Below are 25,331 nucleotides of genomic sequence, written 5' to 3' on the forward strand. Positions count from 1 at the left end.
AGAGGTAGGACTAGCTCTTCTATTTTTTTGTTGTTTTTTGGGGGAAGTAACAGATTTTTAAACAAATTGTAACTCTCTCGTGATACTGCTTGTAATACTTGTACGATAAGATAAGCATATTCTTGATTTATAGAAAATATTAAACAAGCTGGTGGGTTTATAATGGCCTATATATATATAAAAGTCGATAATTTAATAAATTTTATACATGTCACACCCAAAAACTTTGTAACACAATCGAAATATATGAATGTTAGGGGTGATCTTCTTTGACACGTGAGATTACAAAAGACATCCCTTTAGAAGAATTAATTATGCAAGCGCAAAAGGGTGATGAAGCTAGCCAAAACTATTTACTAAAGAAATATCAACCCTTTATCGCGAAATGTGTATCAGAGGTATGTAAACGATATATAGATCCAACACGAGATGATGAATTTAGTATCGGATTATCAGCCTTTAACGAAGCAATTCGAATGTTTTCACCTGACCGTGGAAGCTCATTTTTAACCTTTGCTAACCTTGTTGTAAAACGGAAGGTTATTGATTATATTAGGTCTCAAAGTAAATATCCGACAGCTATTTCCTTTGATGAAACGTATGATGAAGAAAAAATGGAGAACCCTACGGAAATTGAAGCTGTAAATCATATTTACAGACAAGAACAAGAAGCTTGGTATCGTAGACAAGAAATCCTAGAATTCAAGCAAAAGTTAGCGACCTATAAGCTGTCATTAGCAGATCTTGCAGAAGTTGCACCTAAACATCGAGATGCAAGGGACACTGCTGTGAGTATTGCAAGACTTGTACGAAATGATGAGTCACTAAGCGAGTATGTCGAGCAAAAGAAAAAGCTTCCCATTAAAGAGTTGGCTAAAAAGGTTGATGTAAGTAAGAAAACATTAGAACGTAATCGTAAATTTATTTTGGCTATTTTTATTATACTAGGTGAAGATTATGTCTTCCTTAATGATTATTTGAAGGGGGTGGGCCAGTGAAAAAAGGTATAGTCATGGAACAGCATCGCAAATTTACCGTCATGATGACACATGATGGGTTATTTGAGAAAGCACATCCAGTAAAAAATGCTGCAATTGGCTTTGAAGTTGAATATGAGCCATTTGAGCAAAAACAGTGGAGCTCACTATTTAAGGGAAAGTTTTGGACTATGCGAGTAATATCGATAGCAACAGTATTTTTGCTGCTACTTTTACCTATATACTTAACTGGGAATGGTAATGAAGCGTATGCATATGTCGATATTGATATAAATCCTAGTATAGAACTTGAGCTAGACGATGATTTAGAAGTATCGGATGTAATTGCATTTAACGAGGATGCTGTTACCCTAATCGACGAGATTGGTGAATTAACCGGTCTAGAGATTGATGAAGCTATTGAGCTCATTATTCAGAACAGTGAAGAAAAGGGCTTTGTTAATACGGCTAAGAACGTATTGATTGGTGTTCATTATGTGGAAGGTGACGAAGAAAATCCAATTCAAGCTATTATTGAACAGCATTTTACAGAGAAACCTACAGATTGGCAGGTAGTAACGATTCAGATTCCGGAAGAAGTTAGAGTTACTGCTGAGAAGAATAAACAGTCCATGAATGAAGCTTTAGCTGCAAAAGTCACAGAACAGGCGGATGAAGCGGTTAATGCTATTGTCACAGAAGAAGATAGTAAAGTATTGCAATCATTTTATAATAGTAAAAAATCTGACGCAGAAGTGACCAATGAGGACGTAACTGATAAAAACAATAATCCCAAATCGCCGATTGCAGAAGAAAAAAGCAATAATGGCAAAGAGAACTCTGCTAAAGATGAGGATCATCCAAGTAACCTAAAAGGTGAAAATGGAGAAAGTAACTCCAATAAGCCAGGTAAAGATAAAGAAAACAGCCAAAATCGTGGAAATCAAGATGACTCCAAAAAAAATGATAAGGAAAATAAAGGAAATCATAAAGCAAACCAGGGTAAAGGTAAAGATAAGGATCTTAATGAAGACCATCCTGGTAAGCAAAAAGGTGACAACAAAGACAAACATAATGACAAGCAAAATGAAAACAACAATTCACATAATAAAGGTCAAAACAAAGGTAATAATGGTAAAGATAATAAAGGTAACAATGGAAACAATGGTCAAGGCAAAGGTAATGGAAATGGGAACCAGGATAACTATTCATTAGGTATTCCGACATATAAATAAGCATGAAAAGGGTTAACTCAATATCGAGTTAACCCTTTTCATTTAGCTATAACCAGCTTTACATTTCTAACACGGCAGCAGGTGTGTACTTCATAGCGTGGTCGATGTAGTAAAGAAGGTTTTCGTGTGACTCCATGATTTTTCCTTCATCTAAGGAATAATGATAGGCATGAAGGAAATTCTGTATTTTTTTAGATAATAAATCATCTTTGGTACGAACCATTAACACAAGTAAATCATCCCATTGTCCCCATAACGTGTAGTACAACGCCTTGTCGTAGTCTGGAATATCCATGAATTCCCCTCCTTAAAACTCCAAGGGTAATTATAGCTTCCCCGTAATATATATATATTTTCTAGAAACTGTTTGGTGTGGTTTCCAATTTAAGGTCAGCCCTAATTAGCATAAACAGTTATGTCTGATACATACTAAAAAAACGAAAGGGAGGGATTATTGTAAATGAAAAAAATGCTAATTAGTGTTGCTGCAGCAGCTTTACTTGTAACAACCGGCTGTGGTGGAGCGGACAATGAAGAGAGTCAACAGGGGACACAAAATAATAATATTGAGCCAGTAAAATTCAAAAATCATGACAATGCACTTGATCGCGATAACCGTAACTATATGATGCAACGTGATTTGGAAGAGCCTAATAATTATGATGTCCGCAATATAAACAATACAACGAACAATGATAATAATAACAAGAATAACTCGGAAAATAATAACAATGATTCAGACCAATATGAAGTGGCAAATGAAGCTGCTGATCAATTAGTGAAGAAGATTGATGTCCTAGACAATGCTTATGTTCTGACGACTAAAAATAACGCTTATGTCGCTGCAGATTTGAAAACACATCAAAATGGTAACAATTTAAACAATAAAAATGGTGAAATAACGGATGAAGTTAAAAAGAAAATATCTTCTATAGTTAAATCTGTTGATCCGGACATTGATAATGTGTATGTTTCCACAAATCCAGATTTTATGGACTTAGCTAATAATTATGCAGATGATGTTGATAATGGAGAACCCATTGAAGGGTTATTTGAAGAAATTGGGAATATGATTGAACGAGTATTTCCTGAAAATGAATAAAAAAAGGTGCTTCCTTACAAAAGGGAGCACTTTTTCTGTATTTATTTACTTTTCCCTCAACATATTGAAAGTTGATACATATAATTCATATTAAACAAAGTGGATTACTATGATATTAATATGGAGTTGAGAATATGGGGCGAGAATTCGTAGATATTTTTGAGGATTGGGCAGAAGACTATGATCATACAGTTAGTGGGCATGACCCGGAATATAAAGCGGTTTTTGAGGATTATGATAACATTTTAGAAAAAGTAGCTAAAAGTTCGATGGGCACTATTCTTGAATTTGGGGTAGGAACTGGAAATTTAACGAAGAAGTTATTAAGTGGTGGTCATCGTGTTATTGGGATTGAACCTTCTGAAGCAATGAGAGAAATAGCAGAGGAGAAGCTTCTAGATGCGATTGTATTGGATGGGGATTTTATTAATTTTCCTAAACCAACGATTGAGGTTAATACGATTGTGAGCACATACGCTTTTCATCATTTAACCGATGCAGAAAAAGAGATAGCTGTTAAAAAATTCGCTGAGCTTTTACCTAAGGGTGGAAGGGTTGTATTTGCGGATACGATGTTTACCTCCACTAGTGCGAAGCAGAGGAAGATTCTAGAAGCAGAGAAGAATGGCTTCTTGAATCTAGCAGAGGATTTAAAACGGGAATATTATCCAACTTTAGAAACTGTCGAGGAAATATTTGTAGAAAACAATTTTATCGTTTCTTTCCAACAAATGAATGAATTTGCTTGGTTAATCATAGCTAATAACAATAAAGAATAAAGGAGAATCTGGAGATATGAAAAAAATGAATGTAGAAAGCTTTAATTTAGACCACACAAAAGTAAAGGCACCATATGTACGATTGGTTGGTGTGACTGAAGGAGCAAATGGCGATAAAGTGTATAAGTACGATATTCGATTTAAACAACCAAATAAGGAACATATGGAAATGGCTGGTTTACATTCAATAGAGCATTTAATGGCAGAAAATATTCGTAATCATATGGATAATGTTCTAGATATTAGTCCAATGGGTTGTCAAACAGGATTTTATTTAGCTATTTTAAACAATGATTCATTTGATGATGTTCTTGTGACGTTGGAGAAGACATTAATAGATGTTCTAAGAGCAGATGAAGTACCAGCTTGCAATAAAGTGCAGTGTGGCTGGGCTGCCAATCATAGCTTAGAGGGTGCAAAAGAAATAGCTGAAGAAATGCTTTCCAAAAAGGATGGTTGGAGAGAAGTATTTTAATATTGGGGTGAAAACATGGCAGTTTATCGATCGATTACCGATTTAATTGGCCATACTCCCTTGCTACAAATCAAGCAACTAGAAATACCAAATCATGTAACCATCTATGCCAAATTAGAGTTTTATAATCCTGGGGGAAGTATTAAGGACAGATTAGGTCGTGAGCTTATTGAACATGCTTTAGCAGCAGGCAACATTCATCCTGGCGGTACAATTATTGAACCAACGGCGGGAAATACTGGAATTGGTTTAGCCCTAGCAGCAAAAGAAAAAGACTTACAAGTTATTTTTGTTGTTCCGGAGCATTTTAGCCAAGAAAAACAGCTCATTATGCAAGCATTAGGTGCGAAGATTGTGCATACACCACGAGAAGCGGGAATGATTGGAGCAATAGAGAAGACAAAAGAGCTTCTAAATCGAATACCAAATAGCTATTCTCCCCAGCAATTTTCTAATCCTGCTAATCCAACAACATACTATAAAACACTAGCCCCGGAGATTTGGCATGACTTAGAAGGGCAAGTAGATGTATTTATTGCTGGTGCAGGCTCAGGTGGTACGTTTATGGGCTGTTCTCGTTATTTTAAAGAAAAGAATAGGAATGTTAAGACCGTCATCGTTGAACCAGAGGGATCCATTATTGGTGGTGGGGAACCTGGCCCTCACCGAACAGAAGGAATAGGGATGGAATTCCTGCCTTCCTTTATGGATACGCGGTATTTTGATGCGGTTCATACGATTAGTGATGAGGATGCTTTTCAGATGGTGGAAAGGTTAGCACGAGAAGAAGGATTGCTAGTGGGTAGCTCTTCTGGTTCTGTTATGTGTGCTGCTTTAGAGGAGGCAACTATAGCAAAAGAAGGCGCTACTATCGTTGTTGTTTTTCCAGATGGAAGTGATCGATATTTAAGTAAAAAGATTTACCCTGACGTAATTGGGGAGGAGATATAATATGCGTTCAAAAACGAAAATGGTTCATGGAGGCATCACCCAAGATGAAAAGACAGGAGCTGTTTCGGTTCCTATTTATCAGGTGAGTACGTATAAACAAGATGGTGTTGGAAACCTGCGTGGGTATGAATATTCAAGAACTGGTAACCCAACCCGTCATGCACTGGAAACTGTTATTGCTGACTTAGAAAATGGAAGTCACGGATTTGCCTTTGCTTCAGGGATGGCAGCTATCACTACAGTCATGATGCTTTTAGATTCGGGTGACCACATTGTAATGACAGACGATGTATATGGTGGTTCTTTTCGATTAATGACAAAGGTGTTATCCCGATTTGAATTAGAGAATTCTTTTGTGGATACGAGTGATGCGGATAAAGTAGAAGGTGCTATTAAATCAAATACAAAAGCGTTATTTATTGAAACACCGACCAATCCTTTGTTGAAAATTACAGATTTAAAACAAATGGCAGATATAGCAAAGAAACATAACCTGTTGTTCATCGTTGATAATACTTTCGCCACCCCTTATTGGCAACAGCCTTTAGATTTAGGAGCTGATATCGTACTGCATAGTGCGACAAAATATATTGGTGGCCATAGTGATGTGGTGTCGGGGTTAGTTGCGGTGAAATCAGCAGAGTTAGCAGAAAGAATTCACTTTCTACAAAACTCGGTTGGAGCCGTACTAGGGCCACAGGACTCTTGGTTATTAATGCGAGGCATAAAGACATTAGCATTGCGCATGGAAGCAATTGAGGCTAATGCGAAGCAGCTTGTAGGGTATCTACTCGATCATCATAATGTGGGCGATGTGTATTACCCAGGTTTGAAAGAACATCCTGGTCATGATATTGCTCAAAGCCAAATGGCTGGCTACGGTGGTATGATTTCATTTGATGTTGGAAGTGGTGAATTAGCCGAGGAAGTGTTGAAGAAAGTAAATTACTTTACGTTAGCTGAGAGCCTAGGTGCTGTAGAGAGTTTGATTTCTTTACCATCGAAAATGACCCATGCATCAATCCCAGCTGACAGAAGAGCTGAGCTAGGAATTGGAGATGGGTTAATCCGGATTTCTGTTGGGATTGAAGATGTAAGTGATTTAATTGAAGATATGGAGCAGGCTTTAGGAGATTAACAGGAGGGGCAGCTGTAGTAGCTGTCTTTTTTTTGGTTTCTAGGACGGGTGAATTTATTAGCATCATTTTGAAGATAGAATGGCGGCTGAAATGAAGTTGAGAAGGGGTGTTAACGCCTTTTTGCTATTAGAATCGAGGCTGAAATGAAGTTAAGAAGGGTTGTTAACGCCTTTTTGCTATTAAAATTGAGGCCGAAATGAAGTTAAGGTGGGTTGTTAACGTCTTTTGCTATTAGAATCGAGGCTGAAATGAAGTTAAGTAGGGTTGTTATCAACCATTTGCTACAGAACTAGAGATAAAATGATTGTAAGAAATGATAATTACCTGCAATATTATTCCCAACCAAAATATGCTAAAATGAACACACAATATAAGAGAAGGGGATGTTATAGATGAGTGAAAAAGCTTTAGCATATTTAACTGAAAACAGAGAGCGTTTACTTCAAAAATTGAATGACTTCTTAACTATTCCGAGTGTTAGCACAGATAGTGTACATAAAGAAGATGTAAAAAGAGCAGCAAGTTTCCTAGAGACATACTTAAATGAAATTGGGTTTGAGAACATCCAGCAAGTAGAAACAGAAAAGCATCCTATCGTTTATGCCGAATATACTGGAGCCGGCCCAGAAGCACCAACTGTTTTGTTATATGGACATTATGATGTTCAACCAGCTGATCCGATTGAATTATGGGTTAGTGATCCTTTCCAACCGGAAGTCCGAGATGGACGGTTATATGCTCGTGGATCCAGTGATGATAAAGGACAAGTTTTCATGCATTTGGCAGTTTTCGAGGCATTAATGAAAACGGAAGGGAAGCTCCCACTAAACGTAAAAGTATGCTTAGAAGGGGAAGAGGAAATTGGTAGTGAAAACTTGTATGGCATGCTACGGGATAAAAAGGAGTTATTCCAAGCAGACTTTGCAGTGATTTCTGATTCTGGAATGGTAGCTAAAAATCAGCCGACTATTCTATATGGTTTAAAAGGATTTACTGGTATTGAAATTACGGTTACTGGACCTGATCATGATCTGCATTCTGGTATGTATGGTGGTGCGGTGCGCAACCCGATTATGGCACTTTCCCACATTCTTTCATCCATGAAAAATGAAGAAGAAGTAGTCACTGTAGATGGTTTCTATGATGGTGTCGAGGATCTTACGGATGAAGAAAGACAGTTAATCGAGCAAGTACCAGGTGAAGATTTTGTGAAGGCAGCTGGTATAACAGAGACTGTTTCTGAAAAAGGATTCACCCCTAAAGAACACACGATGGCCCGCCCAACATTCGAAGTTAATGGTATATATGGTGGTTATCAGGGAGAAGGAACAAAAACAATCATTCCAACATCGGCAACAGCGAAAATCACTTGTCGTTTAGTACCTGGACAAGACCCAGCAGCTATACAAAAAGCTCTAGAAGCGCATGTGAAAAAGGTTGCGCCTAAAGGTGTAACAGTGGCAGTTAAAAAAGAAAAGCTTTCGGCAAAATCTTATAAGGTAGAACCGAATCATCCTTTAATCCAAAAGGCAGCGGAAAGTTATACGAAGGCATTTGGAAAAGAAACGGTATTTGTACGAATGGGCGGATCAATTCCAGTAGTCGAGTGGATTGAGGATATTTATAACATTCCAATCGTACTATTAGGGTTTGGAACACCAGATGATAGACTCCACTCACCAAACGAGAGTTTCCCACTAGATAGCTATGATAAAGGAATGGAGACATTAGTCTATTACTGGAATGAAGTAAATCAGAAATAAAAGGAATATCCCAGGATACTTTCTGGGATTTCGCTAAGAGGGGGAAGGTTATGGAGAAAGCCGTAGATCAAGTATTTATGCCGTCTATATTAGAAGGATTTCTGCTTGCATACAATCTGGACAAAGAGTATAAACTGCTAGGGGACTTTGAAAACTACGTGTATCAGGTAAAGCAAGGGGATAGAAGTGCAATATTAAGAATTACACATAGCTCTCATCGTAGTGAAGATGAAATTCAAGGTGAAATCGCGTGGCTAAATTATCTGCATCAACAAGGTGCAAATGTTCCAGAGGTATTTGAGTCCATACATAAAAACCTAGTGGAAAAACAAATTGCCGAAGATAATACGGTGTTTTTTGCTTGTCTTTTCTCAAAGGTTGAAGGGGAGCAAGTACGAGCAAATGACACTAAATTTAATGAAGAACTTTTCCATAGTTGGGGAAAAGAAATAGGGAAGCTTCATCGTTTAACTGCAGAATACAAACCTGCTATAGAAACTCGTAAGCATTGGTATGAAGATGATTTATTTGAGATAGAAAAATATGTGCCAAAGGAAGCTGCTGTCATAGAACAAACAAGACAAATCATTCGTACATTAAATCAGCTTCCGAAACAAGATTTTGCCCTAATACACAATGATGTGCATAATGGAAATTTCTTTTACGACGGCCGTGAAATTCATATTTTTGACTTTGATGATGCGTGTTATTTCTGGCTTGTATCAGATATTGCAATTCCACTTTACTACTCTTGTTATGCCTTATTTCCTGAGGATTCGAATGAAGAAGAGAAGGTAAGATTTGCAAACCAATTTCTCGAAGCATTTATGAATGGGTATACTCAGGAAATGGTACCACCAAAGGACTGGGAAAAACAATTATCTCTATTTTTACAGGTCAGGGATATTACTTTGTATGCGGCATTGAATAAGAAAATTGCTCCAGAGGACAGAAATGAGAATTTGGAGCGTAGAATGAATCAAATTAAACATCGGATTGAACAAAATACACCAATTGTATCAATCAACTAAGAGAAGAGGTTTTTGTTAATGAAAATTGCTCTAATTACGGGGGTTTCCAGAGGGTTAGGGGAATCTATTGCGAAGCTTTTTCTAGAGTCTGGGATTCATGTTTTTGGTATTTCAAGAAATAGTAACAAACGTCTAGAAAAAATTGCAGCGAACAATAATGTTAGCTATCATCATTACCCTTGCGACTTAGGAAACAGTAAGGAATTAGATGGGATGCTAGAACAAATAAAAGGGGATATCAACCAATACGATCCTTCCCTATTATATTTAATCAATAATGCAGCTGTCATCGATCCAATTAATCAAGTTAGTCAGATTGATAGTCAAGCACTTAATTATCACTATCAGCTTAATGTTGTTGCACCAATCATACTGATGAATCAAATGCTTCATTATGCTAGTATGTCAGATACAACCTTTATCTGTGTTAACATAACATCGGGTGCGGCAGAGCGACCAATTTACGGATGGGGTGCTTATTGTAGTTCCAAGGCTAGCATAAATATGTATACAATAACGGCAGCTCTTGAGCAAAACACACTAAAAACAGGTCATAAAATAATTGCCTTTAATCCTGGATTAATGGATACAAAGATGCAACAAACAATCCGATCTAGCACGAAAGAAGCTTTTCATGAAATAGAAAGGTTCAAAGGATTTAAAGAGAATAAGCAATTACGAGACACCGATACGGTCGGCGGTATTCTGATTGATATCTTGAATGATGAAGCAAGTATTGAAAATGGAAAAATATATTCCGTAAATGAATACACGTAAAAAGGATAGCTTAAGGGTTTCATTGCCCTTAAGCTATCCTCATTTTATATTAATAGTAACCTCTGTTATATCCACCTGCACCAACAATAATTAGCAGGATGAATAGCACAACGATTAAAGCAAATCCACCTTCAAATCCGCGTCCCATCGTATCACCTCCTATATAGAAAATTAAATCTGGGTAGCGGTATGATTAATACCAGCCACCGCCACCATATCCATAGCCGCCATTGTTATAACCATAGCCACCACCATTGTTATATCCACTAGCACCAACTATGATTAACAAGATAAACAGAACAACAATCAAAGCAAAGCCTTTTCCAGCTCCATGTTCTTTACTCATCTATTGCCACCTCCTCTATTACAATGTATGTGTCATTTACTCTAGTGACAGGGCGGATGTACGGTATCCAAGTTGTAAAATTGGGGGGATTACCTGAGCAACTAACTAGGTGTTTTTTCATATACTTGTTGTAATGAAAGTGATTAAAAAGTGTGGTACACTAGGGAAATGGAAATATAGGATAACAGCACGTGCTGATATATAGAAAGGACGATTACATGATTACGAGAAAAAGTAAGCGAGAAATTGAGCAAATGCAAAAAGCTGCCGATTTATTAGTACAAATTCATAAAGAAATCGGTAAAATGATTAAACCTGGTATAAGTACTTTGGAAATTGATACATTCGTCGATCGGTTCTTAGAGAAACACGGTGCTACACCAGAACAAAAAGGGTATAACGGATTTCCGTACGCCACTTGTGCATCAATTAATGATGAGATTTGCCATGGCTTTCCAAGAGAGGACAAACTTCAAGATGGCGATATTGTAACCATAGATATGGTTGTTAATCTTGATGGAGGGTTAGCAGATTCTGCTTGGACATATGCGGTAGGAAATGTAGATGAAAAAGGTCAACGTTTAATGGAAGTAACGAAAAAATCATTATATGTTGGTATTGAACAGGCGAAAGCAGGTAACCGTATTGGGGATATAGGGCACGCCATCCAAACGTATGCTGAGGCAGAGGGATTCGCTGTTGTACGTGACTTTACGGGTCATGGCATCGGACCAACGATTCATGAGGATCCACATGTACCACATTTCGGTTTACCGAATAAAGGACTTCGATTAAAGCCAGGAATGGTTATCACGATTGAGCCGATGTTAAATGAAGGAGATTGGCGTAGTAAATTGGATGGCAACAATTGGACTGCTAGAACAATTGATGGAGGTCGCTCCGCACAATACGAGCATACAATAGTGATAACAGAGGGAGATCCTATTATTTTAACAGAGCAAGATAAGTAATTACTGTAAGGAATCTGTATGAATGCAGATTCCTTTTCTTATGTATAAAAACTACTAAAAATAAAAAATAAAGCTAATTCAGTTTCCAGGTTTTGAAATATCAGTTATAATAGTAGAAATTTAACTGGGGGAGAGTTGGAATGGAGTCTGTCGACGTAAATAAAAATGTAGCATCACCATCCATAGCCATGATCAAACGTGGACTGACTGTCGGCTTTCCAATTATGCTTGGGTATATTCCGATTGCGATAACCTATGGTGTATTAGCAAAGCAGGCTGGTATGACACTTACTGAATTAACGTTAATGAGTGTTCTAGTGTTTGCTGGAGCCAGTCAATTTATGGGTGCCAATATGATTGCACTTGGTGCAGGTGCTGTTGAAATAATTATTGCCACTTTTGTATTAAATTTTCGGCATTTTGTAATGAGTTTATCTTTTATGAATCGTATGCGCCCTGTTGCTATGAAATGGAAAGTTCCTCTTTCACTAGGGTTAACAGATGAGACGTTTGCTGTTTCTTCCTTACATACGAAAGAAGCGAAAGAAGAAAAAGGATTCTTATTCTATGCAGCGCTTACCTTAATTGCCTACCTCTCATGGGTGATGGGGTCTTTTCTTGGTGGGGTATTAGGTGAAATTATCCCAGAGGCATTAAGTCAAAGTATGGGAATTGCACTTTATGCAATGTTTATCGGGCTATTAGTTCCTTCTGTCAAAAAAGAGCTACGAGTGGGATTGATTGCGATTATAGCAATGCTCATTAATGCCATCTGTTTACAGTTTATGAGCAGTGGGTGGGCAATTGTTGCCGGTACTGTGCTTGGTGGACTTAGTGGCGTCTTGTTATTAAAGGAGGAGCGGGAATGACAATACTATTAGTAATAATCGGGATGTCAATTGTTACCATGGTTCCTAGAGTTATTCCGGCCTTTATCGTGGATAAATTACAATTTAAAGATTGGGTAAACCGTTGGTTAAATGCTATACCATATGCTGCCCTCGGAGCTCTTATTTTCCCTGGAGTATTATCTGTTAATGCAGATAAGCCCCACATTGGATTAATCGGTGGATTAGTTGCTATAGCATTAGCCTATATAGGATTAAACGTTATATTTGTTGTTATCGGAGCAATTCTATCCGTATTTCTATTAACAACATTGTAAGGGGACAGTCCCTCTGTGAAGTAATTCACAGAGGGACTGTCCCTCCTTATTGCTGTAAATCAATAAATAATGTTTCTGGTCCGGTTGGTAAATCACTTCCACCAATAGGTTCAACACTTACTTTAATAAAACGGATTGTTTTTACATTAGGTCCTTTATAGTAAACTTGAACTCTTCCATCTTCCAAGCGCAATATCTCATCTTTCCATCCTTGATCATCATGGACAAGCCATAGTTGATAATCCTGTGTCGGAAGCGGCTCCAAGCCATCTACTTGCAAAATCAATTCATTAGTAACCTCATTTAACCAAACATCCCCACTAATATTTCGGTTCATTGTAACTGGAACAACATTTAATCTACTTGTTGCTGGATCACTCATAAAGGGTTGCTCTGGTATATGTTCATGTCGTGAGGTAATATATTCATCAGCTGAGTATTGCGCAATTGGTTGTGGCTGTTGCGATTGAAATAATCCTAAACCAATCAAAATAATAGCAGCACTAGCAACAAAATAAGTTACTTTTCTATTAACTTTCCTTTTTTTACGATCAGAACGAACGTCGATAGCATCCATAACTCGTTCATTTAAACGAATGGAAGACTGCAAATCATCATTCTTCGTAAGCAGTCTATTCCAAGTATGGAATTCTTGTCTACAGTAGTCACAATTATTTATGTGTTTTTCAACTGCTTCTCGTTTCTCTTTTGATATATTACCTAAAGCAAAATCTACTAATTGTTCTTCTGGTACATGTCTCATGCACATCACTCCCTGTCCGTTCTGGCCCATTGAACTAAGGACTTTTGTTTCCGCAAGTTTTGAAGTCCATAACGTATTGATGACTTTATGGTACCTAATGGTTTCCCATAGGATTCGGCTAATTCTCTCTGTGTTTTGCCTTCAAAATAAGCTCCATAGATTAGGTCGCGTTGTTTCTTGGGAAGTTGTTGTAATGCATTTTTAAGAATCTCTTTTTCAATATCCATTAATACATGGATTTCTAGTTTAATCGCTTGTTCCGTATCTAGCTTTTCTAACTTATTTACTAATATAGGTTGATGTTTTCTTAGTCTATCAATACAGCGGCTTTTTGTCTTAACTGCTAACCATGCTTTCACACTACCTTTATCCGGACGATATTGTAAAGGTTTTTGAAATACTTCAATGAATACCTCATGGCATATATCCTCAGCCTCTGACCGATCTTCTAATACCTTAATCGCAATCTGAAGGACAAAGGATACATAGTTTGCATAGAATTGGTTGAATGCAGCTTTAGAGCCCTTGGATATGAGCTTGAGAAGCTGTTCATCCCGATTAGCATCCATAAAATTTCCCCCTTATTAATTTTCTGTACACTATCCTAGCAAAAAAGTATGGAAAAATTATAAAAAAACAAATCCAATTTTAAAAAATCCTCGTATCAAGTATGAAACTAGAGTAACGAGGAGGAACTAATCAGATGACTAGAAAAATCTTATGGTCTTTATTTACTGTAGTAATGGGAGGAGTATTGGTGGCTTCTACTGTGTATGCGGATGTCTCAGTCTATACGCCATATACAGGTTTATCGGTAACACCAGGCGAAGATATTGAGTACTCGGTTGATATTATAAATTCAGGCGAGACTATTGAAACAGTAGAATTCGAGTTAAATGGTTTACCAGAGGGATGGGAGCACCAAATTTCAGCAAGTGGTACAAATATCCAAGAATTATCAATAAGACCTAATTCAGAAGAGTCTATTCGTCTAGTAATAACCGTGCCTTTGCAAGTGGAAAAAGGGGTCTATGAATTCGATTTAGTGGCAGATGGAACTAGTACTAGCTCGCTAGGGATGATGGTGAACGTAACAGAAGAAGGAACGTTCAAAACAAATTTTACAACCGAGCAACCCAATATGCAGGGACATGCTGATTCTACTTTCGAGTATAGTACAACATTGAAAAATCAAACCGCAGAACAACAACATTATTCCTTAACGTCACAAGCACCTAATGGTTGGAATACGCAATTTAAAGCAGATGGAAAAGGGGTAACCTCTGTAACAGTAGAACCAAATGAAGAGAAAACAGTTGAAGTAGTTATAACCCCTGCTAAAAATGCGAAGGCGGATACGTATACCATTCCAGTAAAAGCACAATCAGGTGCTACAGCAAGTGAAATTGAATTGGAAGCAGTAATTACTGGTTCTTATGGATTAACTCTTACTACTCCAGATGGTTTATTAAGTGATGATGTGACTGCTGGCGGCGATACGATTATTGATTTGGTAGTCGAGAATACAGGGACTGTAGATTTAACTGAGATCGATTTAAACGGATCAACTCCACCTAAATGGGAAGTAGAATTCGACCAACCTACCATTTCAACGTTAAAGGCTGGTGAAAAAACGACGGTCAAAGCAACGTTAACTGCTCCCAAAGATGCCATTGCAGGGGATTATGCGACAACATTCAGTGTACAAACAGCAGAGGCAACCTCTGAAGCAAACTTCCGGATGTCGGTCAAAACATCAACGGCATGGGGATTTATTGGGGTAGCCATTATAGTCATTGTAATTGGTGGTTTGTATTATATTTTTAGAAAATATGGGAGGAGATAAACCGTGAGTGAGCCTATTATTGAGATCGAGGAGCTTACGAAAATATATGATGACGTGCCTGCAGTCAACGGGTTATCACTTTCCATCCAGAAAGGAGAAATATTTGGTTTACTTGGCCCGAACGGCGCAGGGAAATCAACTACAATCTTTATGCTTTTAGGCTTAACCGAACCAACTAGTGGTAACTTACGCGTATGTGGGATCGATTCAACAAAGTATCCTTTGGAAGTTAAAAAACGTGTTGGATATCTTCCGGATGATTTAGGTTTTTATCAAAACATGACGGGATTAGAAAATCTTATGTACACAGCATCACTAAATGGTATCCCAAAAGATAAGGCAAAAGAACAGGCGCTATCTCTATTAGAACAAGTTGGTCTAGAAGACGCAATTCATAAGAAGACTGGAAAATACTCCCGTGGTATGAAGCAACGTCTGGGACTTGCTGATGTGTTAATCAAAAATCCAGAAGTAATTATATTAGATGAACCAACCCTAGGAATTGACCCAGAAGGTGTTCGTGAACTATTAAAGTTAATTAAAGAATTAAATGTAGAAAAGAATATGACGGTCTTGCTCTCTTCTCATCACTTACATCAAGTGCAACAGGTTTGCGATCGAGTCGGTATTTTTGTAAAAGGGGAGTTATTAGCAAAAGGAAATATTGATGAACTTGCGGGTCAACTATTTGAGCAGGACTCTTACATTGTCCATATAGAAGCAGAACCAATAAATCAGACACTGATTAAAGAACTTACTGAACAAGAGGGAGTAAGTAGAGTAGAACAGATTGATACGAACGTGATTGATATTTATTGTAAGAAAGACATAACCCCAGTCATAGCCAAAAAGGTGATGGCTTACGATATTAACTTAACCAACATTAGTAAGAAAAATTTTGGTCTAGATGAAATCTATCATTTATATTTTGAAGGACGTGATAAGAATGAACCTGCGACAATTAATCAATAAAGTCACCTTCAAAATTAAACGAAAGCCTAAAGAAGTTGAGGCAGTAAATAAAACTCAACCCGTTTTCTCGGCAATTGTACGCAAAGAGTTTACAGACTACCTTAGAAGCTGGCGAATTATTATCCTATTAGTGATTATCGGACTAACTTGTCTCGGTTCTTTATACACGGCAATTACGACAATCAAGGATACCTTAAGTCAATCTAATGAAGCAAAGGAAATTGCAAAGGATGCCTATTTATTCTTAAAGCTATTTACTACTTCAGACGGTACATTACCACCCTTCATAACATTTGTAACATTTTTAGGTCCCTTATTAGGTGTGGCGCTAGGATTTGATGCCATCAATTCAGAACGAAACAAGGGAACACTAACGCGTCTAATGTCACAACCAATTCCTAGGGATTATGTTATTAATGCAAAATTTGTGGCAGCTTTGTTAATCAACATAATCTTATTCTTTTCACTAGGTTTTTTAGTAATGGCATTTGGTATTCTTATTATCGGACTACCGTTAACTGTTGAAGAGCTAATCCGGATCATGTGTTTCTTAGTCTTGTGCATTGTATATATTGCATTTTGGTTAAACTTAGGAATTCTATTTTCTGTACGTTTCAAACAAGCTGCTACTTCAGCTTTATCAGGTATTGCAATATGGATATTCTTTAGTATCTTCTACAACATGATTATCGATTTTATTAGTAAGAGCTATTTGAATCCAGAGTCGATTACAAGTATGGAGGAAGCAATTAATAAACAGGAGACAATCTTAAATTTATATCGACTCTCACCGAGTTATTTATTCTCTGAATCTACAACAACGCTATTATCACCTGGAGTAAGAACACTAGGCCCATTAACAATGGAACAAACTGTAGGTGCCATTGCAGGGCCATTACCTCTTGGCCAAAGTCTATTGCTCATATGGCCACAGCTCACAGGTCTAATAGCAGCAACATTAATCTGTTTCATGATTGCCTATTATATGTTTATTAGGCAAGAGATACGTACTAATTAAAGTAAGATACAGGATCTATATGTTCCTGTATCTTTTTTTGGTAAAATTTTCTCCTATTTCGACAAAAAAAGAAATTGACTTGATTACCGGTATGCTTTATTATTAATCCCAGCATGAATAAAGTCTATCTTATTAATAGCCGCTGAGACGAGGGGTCAAAGATGCGGTGGCAAACCAGTTTGATTAAGATAATCAGATATGGGTGCCCAACCTGAGCGCAAAGCTAATATTAGTTTTGTGAACAATAAGAGGATAGCAGCTGATATTAATCGAAGCTTTCCTTAGGTTGTAGGAGAGCTTTTTTTGTGCCCAAATTCACAAAAAATGGAAGGGATGATTAATATTGGCAGATAAAATTTTATTTACTTCAGAATCTGTATCTGAAGGACATCCAGATAAAATTGCTGATCAAATTTCAGATGCAGTGTTAGATGCTGCGCTTAAACAAGACCCATTTTCAAGGGTGGCTTGTGAGGTATTTACTACTACAAATACAGTAATTGTTGGTGGAGAAATAACCACTACAGCTAATTTAGATATAGAGAAAATTACTCGTGAAACGTTAGTTGATATCGGATATACGGATGACCGTTTTGGAATCGATGGACGAACTTGTAATGTTCACGTACTGGTACACACACAATCACCAGATATCGCTATGGGAGTTGATACATCTAGTGATACGAAAGCGATTGGCGCTGGTGACCAAGGTATCATGTTTGGTTACGCAACTAATGAGACAGAATCCTTAATGCCATTAGCAATTGAAATGGCTCATACATTAGTGAAACGAGCATCACAATTGCGTAAAAGCGGAGAATTTAAGTGGGCTCGACCAGATATGAAATCACAAGTAACCATTGATTACACTAATCCAACTCAACCTAAAATTGATACAATCTTAATGTCCATTCAACATGATGAAGATTTTATAAGAGACGCATTTGAGATGTTTGTTTCGGAAACAATCATCAAACAAACAGCCAGAGATTTTGGTCTAAATGAGGACTTTCGAGTACTAATTAACCCAACAGGTCGCTTCGTAGTTGGTGGACCACATGGTGATGCAGGTTTAACAGGTAGAAAGATTATTGTTGACACTTACGGCGGTGCTGCTAAGCATGGTGGTGGCGCATTCTCTGGTAAGGATTGTACGAAGGTGGACCGTTCAGCTGCTTATGCTGCTCGTTATGTAGCAAAAAATATTGTTGCAGCTGGTTTAGCTAAGCGATGCGAGATTCAACTTTCTTATGCAATTGGTGTTAGCGAACCAATAAGCATTTCTCTTGATACGTTTGGAACGGAGACGATTGAATTAGAACAGTTGCGAAAAGCAATTCGTCAAGTATTTGATTTAACACCTGGTGGTATTATCGACATGCTAGATTTACGTAAACCACAGTTCAAGCAAGTAGCGGCATACGGTCATTTTGGTAGAAATGATCTAGAAGTTCCTTGGGAAAGAACGGATAAAGTGGAGGAATTAAAACAAGCATTAGCAATCTATGAGCTTGCTGGAGTTGGTAGATAATGAGCAAGATAAAGGAATTGGTTGCGAACCCAATTGCTCGTTTGAATCAGGATGAAGTCCCTTTATTTGATAGGTTAGTTCAATATGCAAAACAAGATGTGACGCCTTTTGACGTACCAGGACATAAAATGGGCTCGGCAATGAATCCACTAAAGCAAGTTCTTGGCGAGATGACGTTACGGATGGATGTAAATTCCATGAAAGAACTGGATTTGTTAAGTCATCCTCAATCGGTTATAAAAGATGCACAAAATTTAGCTGCAGATGCATTTGGAGCAGAACAGGCTTATTTCCTAGTAAATGGTACAACGGTAGGTATACAAGCAATGATTATGGCAACCTGTAAACCTGGTGACATTTTGCTAGTGCCTAGGAATGGTCATAAATCCGTAATGGATGGAATTATTCTAAGTGGTGCGAAACCAGTATTTATTCAACCAGAGGTGGATTATCATTTTGGAATATCCCATGGGGTGTCTCTCTTTAACGCGAAGAAGGCGATTGAAGAACATCCTCATGCAAGGGCCATTTTAATAACCTATCCAACTTATTTCGGATCGATGTGTGATCTAGAAGAGATTTGCCAACTAGCGCACAAGCAAGGAATAGCGGTAATTGTAGATAGTGCACACGGTGCCCATTTACCTTTTCTAGCTAATGGAATTCAAGATCCTATTGAAGCAGGAGCAGATGCTGTAACTATCAGTATGCATAAGACAGGTGGTTCTCTAACACAAAGCTCTTTATTACTTTTACAGAATAATAGAATAGTCCCTGAAGCTATCCAAAAAATATTAAGTATGCTCCAAACCACTAGTGCCAATTACTTGTTAATGAGTTCATTAGATGTTGCAAGAAGAGAGTTAGCCGTGCATGGAAGAGAACGATACCGAAAATTAAAGCCAATAGTTGAAAAAGCTATTGCTCAAATTGAGCACGAATCCCGTTTGGAAATTTTAAAACCAGCCTATGTAGGGAAGCATTTTAATCAATCCTATGACTGGACAAAATTAGTTATCCGAGTTAATGGAATTGGATTAACGGGGTTTGAAGTGTATACGATTTTGAAAGAAAACTATGGTATACAAATGGAATTAGCAGAAGGCTATGTTGTCATGGCTGTGATCACAACCTCTGATACGGAAGAATCGATTGGGAAGCTTGTTTATGCATTGAAGGATATTGAAGAAAAGCACGGTGAGCAAACGGTTATTATGTCCACTCATGTTACAGCTGACCAAGTTAATAAGCTAATTGTTAGCCCGAGAGAAGCTTTTTACTCAGAGCATGAGTCTGTTGACATCAATGAAGCAGTTGGGCGAATAAGTGCTGACACATTAATGATTTATCCCCCCGGAATACCACTTGTTATTCCTGGAGAGCTCTTATCACATGATGTTGTGAAGCAATATCATTACTATCGCCAAACGATAGGAACAGTCTTAACAGAAGCAAAGAAAGCACACCATATAATGGTTGTAAAGGAGAATGATAAATGAGTTTTAAATTAGCTACGTTAGGGAGACATGTATTAATAGAGTTTTATGGTTGTCCTAGTGATATTATTGAAAACAATAAATTGATTGAGAAATTTATGAATGAGGCTGCAGATTATTCAGGAGCTACGATTGTTGAATCGGTATTCCACCATTTCAATCCATATGGGGTATCAGGTGCAGTGATTATAGCTGAATCACATTTGACAATCCATACGTGGCCTGAATATGGTTATGCTTCTGTTGACGTATATACTTGTGGAGATTCCGTAAGCCCATGGAAAGCAGCTGAATATTTGGGTGAAAAGCTACAAGCAAAGCAAACGGAATCCTTTGAAGTACCACGTGGCATGGTGGATAAAATCAAACAGTTTGCTGAACGTGATATTGATGAGGTACAAGTAAAACCATTACTAGAAGGTGTTAAGTAATGAAATGGTATACGGAACAATGGAGCGATAACTGCAAATTCTCGATTGCTTATGAGAAAGATTTACACAGTGAAAAAAGTCCCTTCCAGCAAATTGACTTTTATCAAGGGGAAGAGTTTGGTACCTTCTTTACGCTAGATGGATTAATGATGGTTAATGAAAAGGACGAATTTATTTATCACGATATGATTGTCCACCCAGCTTTTGCAACGAACCCTAAAATAAAGAAAGTATTAATTATTGGTGGTGGGGATGGGGGAACTGCACGTGAAGTACTACGTTACCCATCAGTTGAAGAAGTGGTGATGGTAGAAATTGATGAACGTGTCTTTCGTTTATGTCAGGAATATTTACCAGTAACTGCTAGTGGAGTCGAAGAAGATAGCCGTATGGAGCTTCGTTTTGAAGATGGCTTGGCATATGTAAAAAATGCCCCTGACGCTTCTTTTGATCTCATCCTAGTTGATTCGACAGACCCTATTTCAGTAGGGGAAGGATTATTTACGACTGCCTTTTACCAAGAGTGTTATCGTGTATTAAATCAGGATGGTATTTTGATTAACCAACATGAATCACCTTATTTTGAGGAATATGCGGAAAATATGAAAAAAGCACGTAAAAAAATCAAAGCTATCTTTCCTATCACCAATGTCTACCAATATCATATGCCAACCTATCCATCTGGGCATTGGCTGTTTGGCTTTGCATCAAAGACTTATGACCCAATTAAAGATATCAATGCAGAAGCTTGGGAACGATTTGGTCTGAAGACGAAATACTATAACACGGATTTACATGTAGGTGCATTTAAATTGCCTTCTTATGTAAAGGAGGCGCTGGAAAGTGATGAATAAACAGCTAAATATAAGCACGTTTATCGGTTGTGAAAAAACTTATGAGGAAGCGAATGTCGTTCTATTTGGTATACCGTTCGATGGAACGACAAGCTTCAGGCCGGGTACTCGTTTTGCAATGCAAGCAATTCGAACCGATTCCTTTGGATTAGAAACGTATTCTCCATACCTAGATAAGGATTTGGAAGATGCTTCTATCTATGATGGTGGAGATTTGGAATTACCATTTGGAAATACGAAGAAAGCCCTTGAATTAATCCACGAATACAGTCAGAAAGTATTAAACGATGGGAAGAAATTCTTAATGGTTGGTGGAGAACATCTAGTAAGTTTACCTACCATCCAGGCTGCTTATGAAAAATACCCAAATTTACGTCTAATTCACATTGATGCACACACTGATCTTCGTGATGATTATCTAGGTGAAAAGCTATCCCATGCCTCCGTGATTCGCCGTAGTCATGATTTTCTTGGGAACGGAAGAATTTTTCAATTCGGTATCCGTTCTGGTATGAGAGAAGAATTTGAGTGGGCGAAGAAACACACGTATTTGGAGCCATTTTCACTAAATACGTTGAAGGAAAAGATCCTCGAGCTTAAAGATGAACCGGTATATGTCACTATTGATTTAGATGTATTAGATCCAGGTGTTTTTCCTGGAACTGGAACCCCAGAACCAGGTGGTATAACCTATCGAGAGCTGTTAGATGCCATAAAACAACTACAAAAACTAAACAATCTTGTTGCTGCTGATGTAGTGGAGCTTTCTCCCCCATATGATTCTTCTGGTGCTTCAACAGCGATGGCATGTAAGACAGTCCGAGAAATGTTACTAACGCTGGTCGATTAAATGAAGTCTTAGTGGTGAACAAAAAATAGGTTGATATAAGTAATGCTGTTCCTTATACTTTAATGTATAACGTATTGAACGGAGGTATTTCCTACCAAATGGATAACTAATCTGGTGTCTTAAGAAAAATTTGATTAGGTAGTCAAATTATTTTAGAGACAAGGGATTAGTATGCCGTTTGGACGATTAATAGAATCTAAATATCAATTAATAGGAATTCTACCAAATTGATATTTTGGATTTCGAGTATGGCATATTATTCACTAATCCCCTCTCTAAATTTTAGAAAGGGGATTTTTATGTTGCTCTAATAAGTATTTCTTTACATTAGTATTTAGCGAATATATGAGGGGGAAATTTTATGAAAACAAAATTAATCCTAATTGAAGGTTTACCGGGATTTGGAAAATCAACCACGGCAAAACTTGTATATGATTCTTTAGTAGAAATGAATGTGGATGCTGAATTGTATTTAGAAGGGGATTTAAATCATCCTGCTGATTATGATAGCGTAGCTTGTTTTACGAAAGAAGAGTATGAGCGACTTTTATTACAACATGGTGATTTAGAGAATACAATTAAAAATCATATAACGGTAAAAGATGGTGAATATCTATTGCCATATGGAAAAATGAAATATGATTCAGGGATAGTGTTACCGGATGCTCTACTTACCAGCGTATTTGAGCGTGATATTTATGAACTTCCATTAGATAAAAATATCGAATTGATTACAAAAAAGTGGGCTGATTTTGCTCGTCAAGCCTTTCAAGGTAATAAAGTGTACATATTTGAGTGTTGTTTTATCCAAAATCCAGTAACAATAGGTATGGTGAAATATAATGCAACAAGGGAGAAAGTAATAGATTATGTTTTAGAGTTAGAAGAAATAATAGAAAAACTACACCCTACAGTAATTTATGTGGAACAAGATGATTTAGATTATTCTTTTAAAAAAGCTATTAGAGAACGACCTAAAGAGTGGTATGAGGGGTTCGTAGAATACTATACAAAACAAGGTTTTGGAAAGGAACAGAAATATGAAGGGTTAGAAGGAACTATAAACGTTCTAAGGGAAAGACACAAACTTGAAACAGAAATATTTAATAAATTAAATATAAATAAGTTCAAAGTAAACAATTCAAGTTATGATATGGACGTTTATAAGCAGAAATTATTAGCGATGCTACAAAGTATCTAGTTGAAAATAGGAAAGAGGTTGGGACATAACTAAATCGAGGGTAGTAAAAGACGAACAAATACTAGATTAGCCTCGGAAATATACGGAGACTCCTGTGGGAGGATAGGCTTCGGTGAGACCCCGCAAGAGCCATAGCTCTGAGGAGGCTCACCAGCCGCCCACGGAAAGCGCAGTATATTTCCGGGGCGTGTTATATGCAGTAACAAAAATGTTCGGTTTTACCTTTGAGAGGAGTACTTATGTCCCGACCTCTTTCGGCATAATTGGAATGATTATCCAAGTGGGGAGGGTTTGTCAAATAAAGTGTGTAAGTTATAGTACACACTCAAATATATTTGAGGACCCTATCCTTTAATCGATCATCCATTAATAACTGGTTCATGGCTAAAGACCAGTTTTGGATATGACCGCCTTCCCATTTGTTTTCTAATTCTCTCACTCGTAAGTATAGAACTTTAAGTAGAGCGTTCTCGTTAGGGAATGCTCCTTTTTTCGTTACTTTTCTGAAGCTGGAGTGGATGCTTTCCACTGCGTTAGTCGTATACATGATTTTACGGACAGCACTACCATAGTCATATAATTGTTCCACGTGTTCAAAGTTACGTTCCCAGACATCAATACCTCCTGGATAGGCAGACCATTGTTGTTTAAAGGATTCAAAAGCGCTCTGACAAGCCTTTAAACTTTGTGCTCCATACACCTTTCGTAAGGAGGATGTGAAGGCTTTATAATCCTTGCTTGGAACGTATTTAATGGAATTCCTGATTAAGTGTACAATACACCTTTGGACAATGACATCCGGAAAAATGGAACGAGCTCCTTCCTCCAAACCGGATACTCCATCCATGGAAATAAAGAAGATATCTTCAACACCTCTAGCCTTAATCTCATCAAAAATCTGCATCCATTTATGTTTGCTTTCTGTTTCATTGAGCCATAGACCAAGAATGTCTTTATTGCCTTCCATTGTATAGCCTAAGATGGTGTAGACGGCATACTTCTTAGTTTCATATTGATTGCGAATGGTTGTGTACATGCAGTCCACAAAAACAAAAGGATAACATTCATTTAAAGGACGACTTTGCCACTCTTCTAAGTCAGGCAGCACGGTGTCTGTGATATCAGATACCATTTCATGCGATACAGAAAAGCCATAAATGTCTTCAATGGTAGAAGAAATGTCACGCTGGGACATACCTCTTGCATACATGGCAATAACCTTATCCTCAATCTCAGAAACATCTTTTTTACGTTTAGGGATGATTTGAGGTTCAAAAGAGCCATCACGGTCACGTGGTACGTCAATTTCCACCTCACCAGCACTTGTATTCAGGGTTTTCTTCCCATATCCATTACGTCTATTTTCTGTTTCCTTTTCCCTTTTATCGTTTGAATCATATCCTAGATGATGATTCATTTCTCCTTTTAACATAGCTTCAAACATAGGACCAAATATGTCTTTCAGTGCATTCTGCATGTCTTGTACGGACTCTGGTTGGTATTGTTCTATTATTCTATTAGCTAACTCTACTGATTGTGGATCACGTTTAGATTTTGCCATTAGAAACAACTCCCCCAATTCATATATTATTAGTTTAACAATAAAAAAATAAACTGCGAAGTAAGAGCCGTACGCTCTCTTACTTACACAGTTTATA

28 protein-coding genes are annotated in these 25,331 nt (G+C 37.5%); 22 read left to right on the top strand and 6 right to left on the bottom strand.

Annotation, left to right across the window (positions count from 1 at the left end):
* Nucleotides 1-269 precede the first annotated feature (269 nt).
* Both sigI and TE34_RS20125 read left to right on the top strand, forming a co-directional pair.
* Nucleotides 270-998, top strand: a complete 729-nt coding sequence (gene sigI / locus TE34_RS00640) for an RNA polymerase sigma-I factor (protein ID WP_084710573.1) — start codon at nucleotides 270-272, stop codon at nucleotides 996-998.
* Nucleotides 995-2,212 (top strand): anti-sigma-I factor RsgI family protein, encoded by a 1,218-nt coding sequence (locus TE34_RS20125; RefSeq protein ID WP_053074921.1) that lies wholly within the window; start codon nucleotides 995-997, stop codon nucleotides 2,210-2,212. The genes sigI and TE34_RS20125 overlap by 4 nt, the downstream gene beginning before the upstream one ends.
* 58 nt (nucleotides 2,213-2,270) lie before the next feature.
* Here TE34_RS20125 and TE34_RS00650 read toward each other — a convergent pair whose 3' ends face one another.
* Complete coding sequence (locus tag TE34_RS00650) at nucleotides 2,271-2,507, bottom strand: YhdB family protein (protein WP_047982880.1); 237 nt, start codon at nucleotides 2,505-2,507, stop codon at nucleotides 2,271-2,273.
* A 165-nt stretch (nucleotides 2,508-2,672) separates the two neighbouring features.
* On the opposite strand from TE34_RS00650, the gene TE34_RS00655 reads away from it, so the two are divergent.
* From TE34_RS00655 to TE34_RS00690, 8 genes are all read left to right on the top strand, one after another.
* The gene (locus TE34_RS00655) at nucleotides 2,673-3,314 is read left to right on the top strand and encodes a YhcN/YlaJ family sporulation lipoprotein (RefSeq protein ID WP_047982881.1); all 642 of its coding nucleotides are present in this window, start codon (nucleotides 2,673-2,675) and stop codon (nucleotides 3,312-3,314) included.
* A 134-nt stretch (nucleotides 3,315-3,448) separates the two neighbouring features.
* Nucleotides 3,449-4,093, top strand: a complete 645-nt coding sequence (locus tag TE34_RS00660) for a class I SAM-dependent DNA methyltransferase (RefSeq protein ID WP_047982882.1) — start codon at nucleotides 3,449-3,451, stop codon at nucleotides 4,091-4,093.
* Nucleotides 4,094-4,109: 16 nt separating this feature from the next.
* Nucleotides 4,110-4,568: an S-ribosylhomocysteine lyase gene (locus tag TE34_RS00665; protein ID WP_047982883.1), complete on the top strand. Its 459-nt coding sequence runs from the start codon at nucleotides 4,110-4,112 to the stop codon at nucleotides 4,566-4,568.
* Between the two features lie 15 nt (nucleotides 4,569-4,583).
* Nucleotides 4,584-5,519, top strand: coding sequence for a PLP-dependent cysteine synthase family protein (locus TE34_RS00670; protein WP_047982884.1), 936 nt, complete (start codon nucleotides 4,584-4,586; stop codon nucleotides 5,517-5,519).
* Nucleotide 5,520: 1 nt separating this feature from the next.
* Nucleotides 5,521-6,657: a bifunctional cystathionine gamma-lyase/homocysteine desulfhydrase gene (locus tag TE34_RS00675; RefSeq protein ID WP_047982885.1), complete on the top strand. Its 1,137-nt coding sequence runs from the start codon at nucleotides 5,521-5,523 to the stop codon at nucleotides 6,655-6,657.
* A 393-nt stretch (nucleotides 6,658-7,050) separates the two neighbouring features.
* Nucleotides 7,051-8,421 carry a dipeptidase gene (locus tag TE34_RS00680; protein WP_047982886.1) on the top strand — a complete coding sequence of 457 codons (1,371 nt, stop codon included), beginning with the start codon at nucleotides 7,051-7,053 and terminating at the stop codon, nucleotides 8,419-8,421.
* A 50-nt stretch (nucleotides 8,422-8,471) separates the two neighbouring features.
* A complete protein-coding gene (locus TE34_RS00685; protein ID WP_047982887.1) occupies nucleotides 8,472-9,452 on the top strand; it encodes a phosphotransferase enzyme family protein in 981 nt (326 codons plus the stop codon).
* A gap of 18 nt (nucleotides 9,453-9,470) precedes the next feature.
* The gene (locus TE34_RS00690; protein ID WP_047982888.1) at nucleotides 9,471-10,229 is read left to right on the top strand and encodes a (S)-benzoin forming benzil reductase; all 759 of its coding nucleotides are present in this window, start codon (nucleotides 9,471-9,473) and stop codon (nucleotides 10,227-10,229) included.
* Nucleotides 10,230-10,278: 49 nt separating this feature from the next.
* Here the strand turns inward: TE34_RS00690 and TE34_RS21295 are convergent, their stop codons facing one another.
* Nucleotides 10,279-10,377, bottom strand: a complete 99-nt coding sequence (locus tag TE34_RS21295) for a YjcZ family sporulation protein (RefSeq protein WP_084710574.1) — start codon at nucleotides 10,375-10,377, stop codon at nucleotides 10,279-10,281.
* A 45-nt stretch (nucleotides 10,378-10,422) separates the two neighbouring features.
* Entirely contained in the window at nucleotides 10,423-10,575 is a 153-nt protein-coding gene (locus tag TE34_RS21300) for a YjcZ family sporulation protein (protein WP_084710575.1), read from the bottom strand.
* Between the two features lie 218 nt (nucleotides 10,576-10,793).
* Here TE34_RS21300 and map point away from each other — a divergent pair, with 218 nt between their 5' ends.
* The 3 genes from map (at nucleotide 10,794) to TE34_RS00705 (ending at nucleotide 12,711) form a co-directional block, all read left to right on the top strand.
* A complete protein-coding gene (gene map / locus TE34_RS00695; protein WP_047982889.1) occupies nucleotides 10,794-11,546 on the top strand; it encodes a type I methionyl aminopeptidase in 753 nt (250 codons plus the stop codon).
* Nucleotides 11,547-11,686: 140 nt separating this feature from the next.
* Nucleotides 11,687-12,415: an AzlC family ABC transporter permease gene (locus TE34_RS00700; RefSeq protein ID WP_047982890.1), complete on the top strand. Its 729-nt coding sequence runs from the start codon at nucleotides 11,687-11,689 to the stop codon at nucleotides 12,413-12,415.
* On the top strand, nucleotides 12,412-12,711 hold the full coding sequence (locus tag TE34_RS00705) for an AzlD domain-containing protein (RefSeq protein WP_047982891.1): 300 nt from the start codon (nucleotides 12,412-12,414) through the stop codon (nucleotides 12,709-12,711). The genes TE34_RS00700 and TE34_RS00705 overlap by 4 nt, the downstream gene beginning before the upstream one ends.
* A 46-nt stretch (nucleotides 12,712-12,757) precedes the next feature.
* On the opposite strand, the gene TE34_RS00710 is transcribed toward TE34_RS00705, so the two are convergent.
* Together TE34_RS00710 and TE34_RS00715 are read right to left on the bottom strand one after the other, a co-directional pair.
* Nucleotides 12,758-13,474 (bottom strand): anti-sigma factor, encoded by a 717-nt coding sequence (locus TE34_RS00710; protein WP_047982892.1) that lies wholly within the window; start codon nucleotides 13,472-13,474, stop codon nucleotides 12,758-12,760.
* A gap of 5 nt (nucleotides 13,475-13,479) precedes the next feature.
* Nucleotides 13,480-14,043, bottom strand: a complete 564-nt coding sequence (locus TE34_RS00715; protein WP_047982893.1) for an RNA polymerase sigma factor — start codon at nucleotides 14,041-14,043, stop codon at nucleotides 13,480-13,482.
* Nucleotides 14,044-14,177: 134 nt separating this feature from the next.
* Between TE34_RS00715 and TE34_RS00720 the strand changes: the two genes are divergently transcribed.
* The 9 genes from TE34_RS00720 to TE34_RS00760 all read left to right on the top strand — a co-directional run bounded on the left by TE34_RS00720 (nucleotide 14,178) and on the right by TE34_RS00760 (nucleotide 23,673).
* Complete coding sequence (locus TE34_RS00720; RefSeq protein ID WP_047982894.1) at nucleotides 14,178-15,320, top strand: COG1470 family protein; 1,143 nt, start codon at nucleotides 14,178-14,180, stop codon at nucleotides 15,318-15,320.
* Nucleotides 15,321-15,323: 3 nt separating this feature from the next.
* Nucleotides 15,324-16,292 carry an ABC transporter ATP-binding protein gene (locus TE34_RS00725; protein ID WP_047982895.1) on the top strand — a complete coding sequence of 323 codons (969 nt, stop codon included), beginning with the start codon at nucleotides 15,324-15,326 and terminating at the stop codon, nucleotides 16,290-16,292.
* Entirely contained in the window at nucleotides 16,267-17,310 is a 1,044-nt protein-coding gene (locus tag TE34_RS00730; protein WP_084710577.1) for an ABC transporter permease, read from the top strand. The genes TE34_RS00725 and TE34_RS00730 overlap by 26 nt, the downstream gene beginning before the upstream one ends.
* Before the next feature lie 340 nt (nucleotides 17,311-17,650).
* Nucleotides 17,651-18,841 carry a methionine adenosyltransferase gene (gene metK / locus TE34_RS00735; RefSeq protein ID WP_157037554.1) on the top strand — a complete coding sequence of 397 codons (1,191 nt, stop codon included), beginning with the start codon at nucleotides 17,651-17,653 and terminating at the stop codon, nucleotides 18,839-18,841.
* Nucleotides 18,841-20,340 (top strand): aminotransferase class I/II-fold pyridoxal phosphate-dependent enzyme, encoded by a 1,500-nt coding sequence (locus tag TE34_RS00740; protein WP_047982897.1) that lies wholly within the window; start codon nucleotides 18,841-18,843, stop codon nucleotides 20,338-20,340. The genes metK and TE34_RS00740 overlap by 1 nt, the downstream gene beginning before the upstream one ends.
* Entirely contained in the window at nucleotides 20,337-20,768 is a 432-nt protein-coding gene (gene speD, locus TE34_RS00745) for an adenosylmethionine decarboxylase (RefSeq protein WP_047982898.1), read from the top strand. Before TE34_RS00740 ends, speD begins: the two co-directional genes overlap by 4 nt.
* Nucleotides 20,768-21,622, top strand: a complete 855-nt coding sequence (gene speE, locus TE34_RS00750) for a polyamine aminopropyltransferase (protein WP_047982899.1) — start codon at nucleotides 20,768-20,770, stop codon at nucleotides 21,620-21,622. The genes speD and speE overlap by 1 nt, the downstream gene beginning before the upstream one ends.
* Nucleotides 21,615-22,472 carry an agmatinase gene (gene speB, locus TE34_RS00755; RefSeq protein ID WP_047982900.1) on the top strand — a complete coding sequence of 286 codons (858 nt, stop codon included), beginning with the start codon at nucleotides 21,615-21,617 and terminating at the stop codon, nucleotides 22,470-22,472. The genes speE and speB overlap by 8 nt, the downstream gene beginning before the upstream one ends.
* A 361-nt stretch (nucleotides 22,473-22,833) precedes the next feature.
* Nucleotides 22,834-23,673, top strand: a complete 840-nt coding sequence (locus tag TE34_RS00760; protein WP_047982901.1) for a P-loop NTPase family protein — start codon at nucleotides 22,834-22,836, stop codon at nucleotides 23,671-23,673.
* A 325-nt stretch (nucleotides 23,674-23,998) separates the two neighbouring features.
* Here the strand turns inward: TE34_RS00760 and TE34_RS00765 are convergent, their stop codons facing one another.
* A complete protein-coding gene (locus tag TE34_RS00765; RefSeq protein WP_047982902.1) occupies nucleotides 23,999-25,234 on the bottom strand; it encodes an IS256 family transposase in 1,236 nt (411 codons plus the stop codon).
* Nucleotides 25,235-25,331 lie beyond the last annotated feature (97 nt).

The organism is Ornithinibacillus californiensis, assembly GCF_001038485.1.
Classification (GTDB): Bacteria; Bacillota; Bacilli; order Bacillales; family Amphibacillaceae; genus Ornithinibacillus; species Ornithinibacillus californiensis.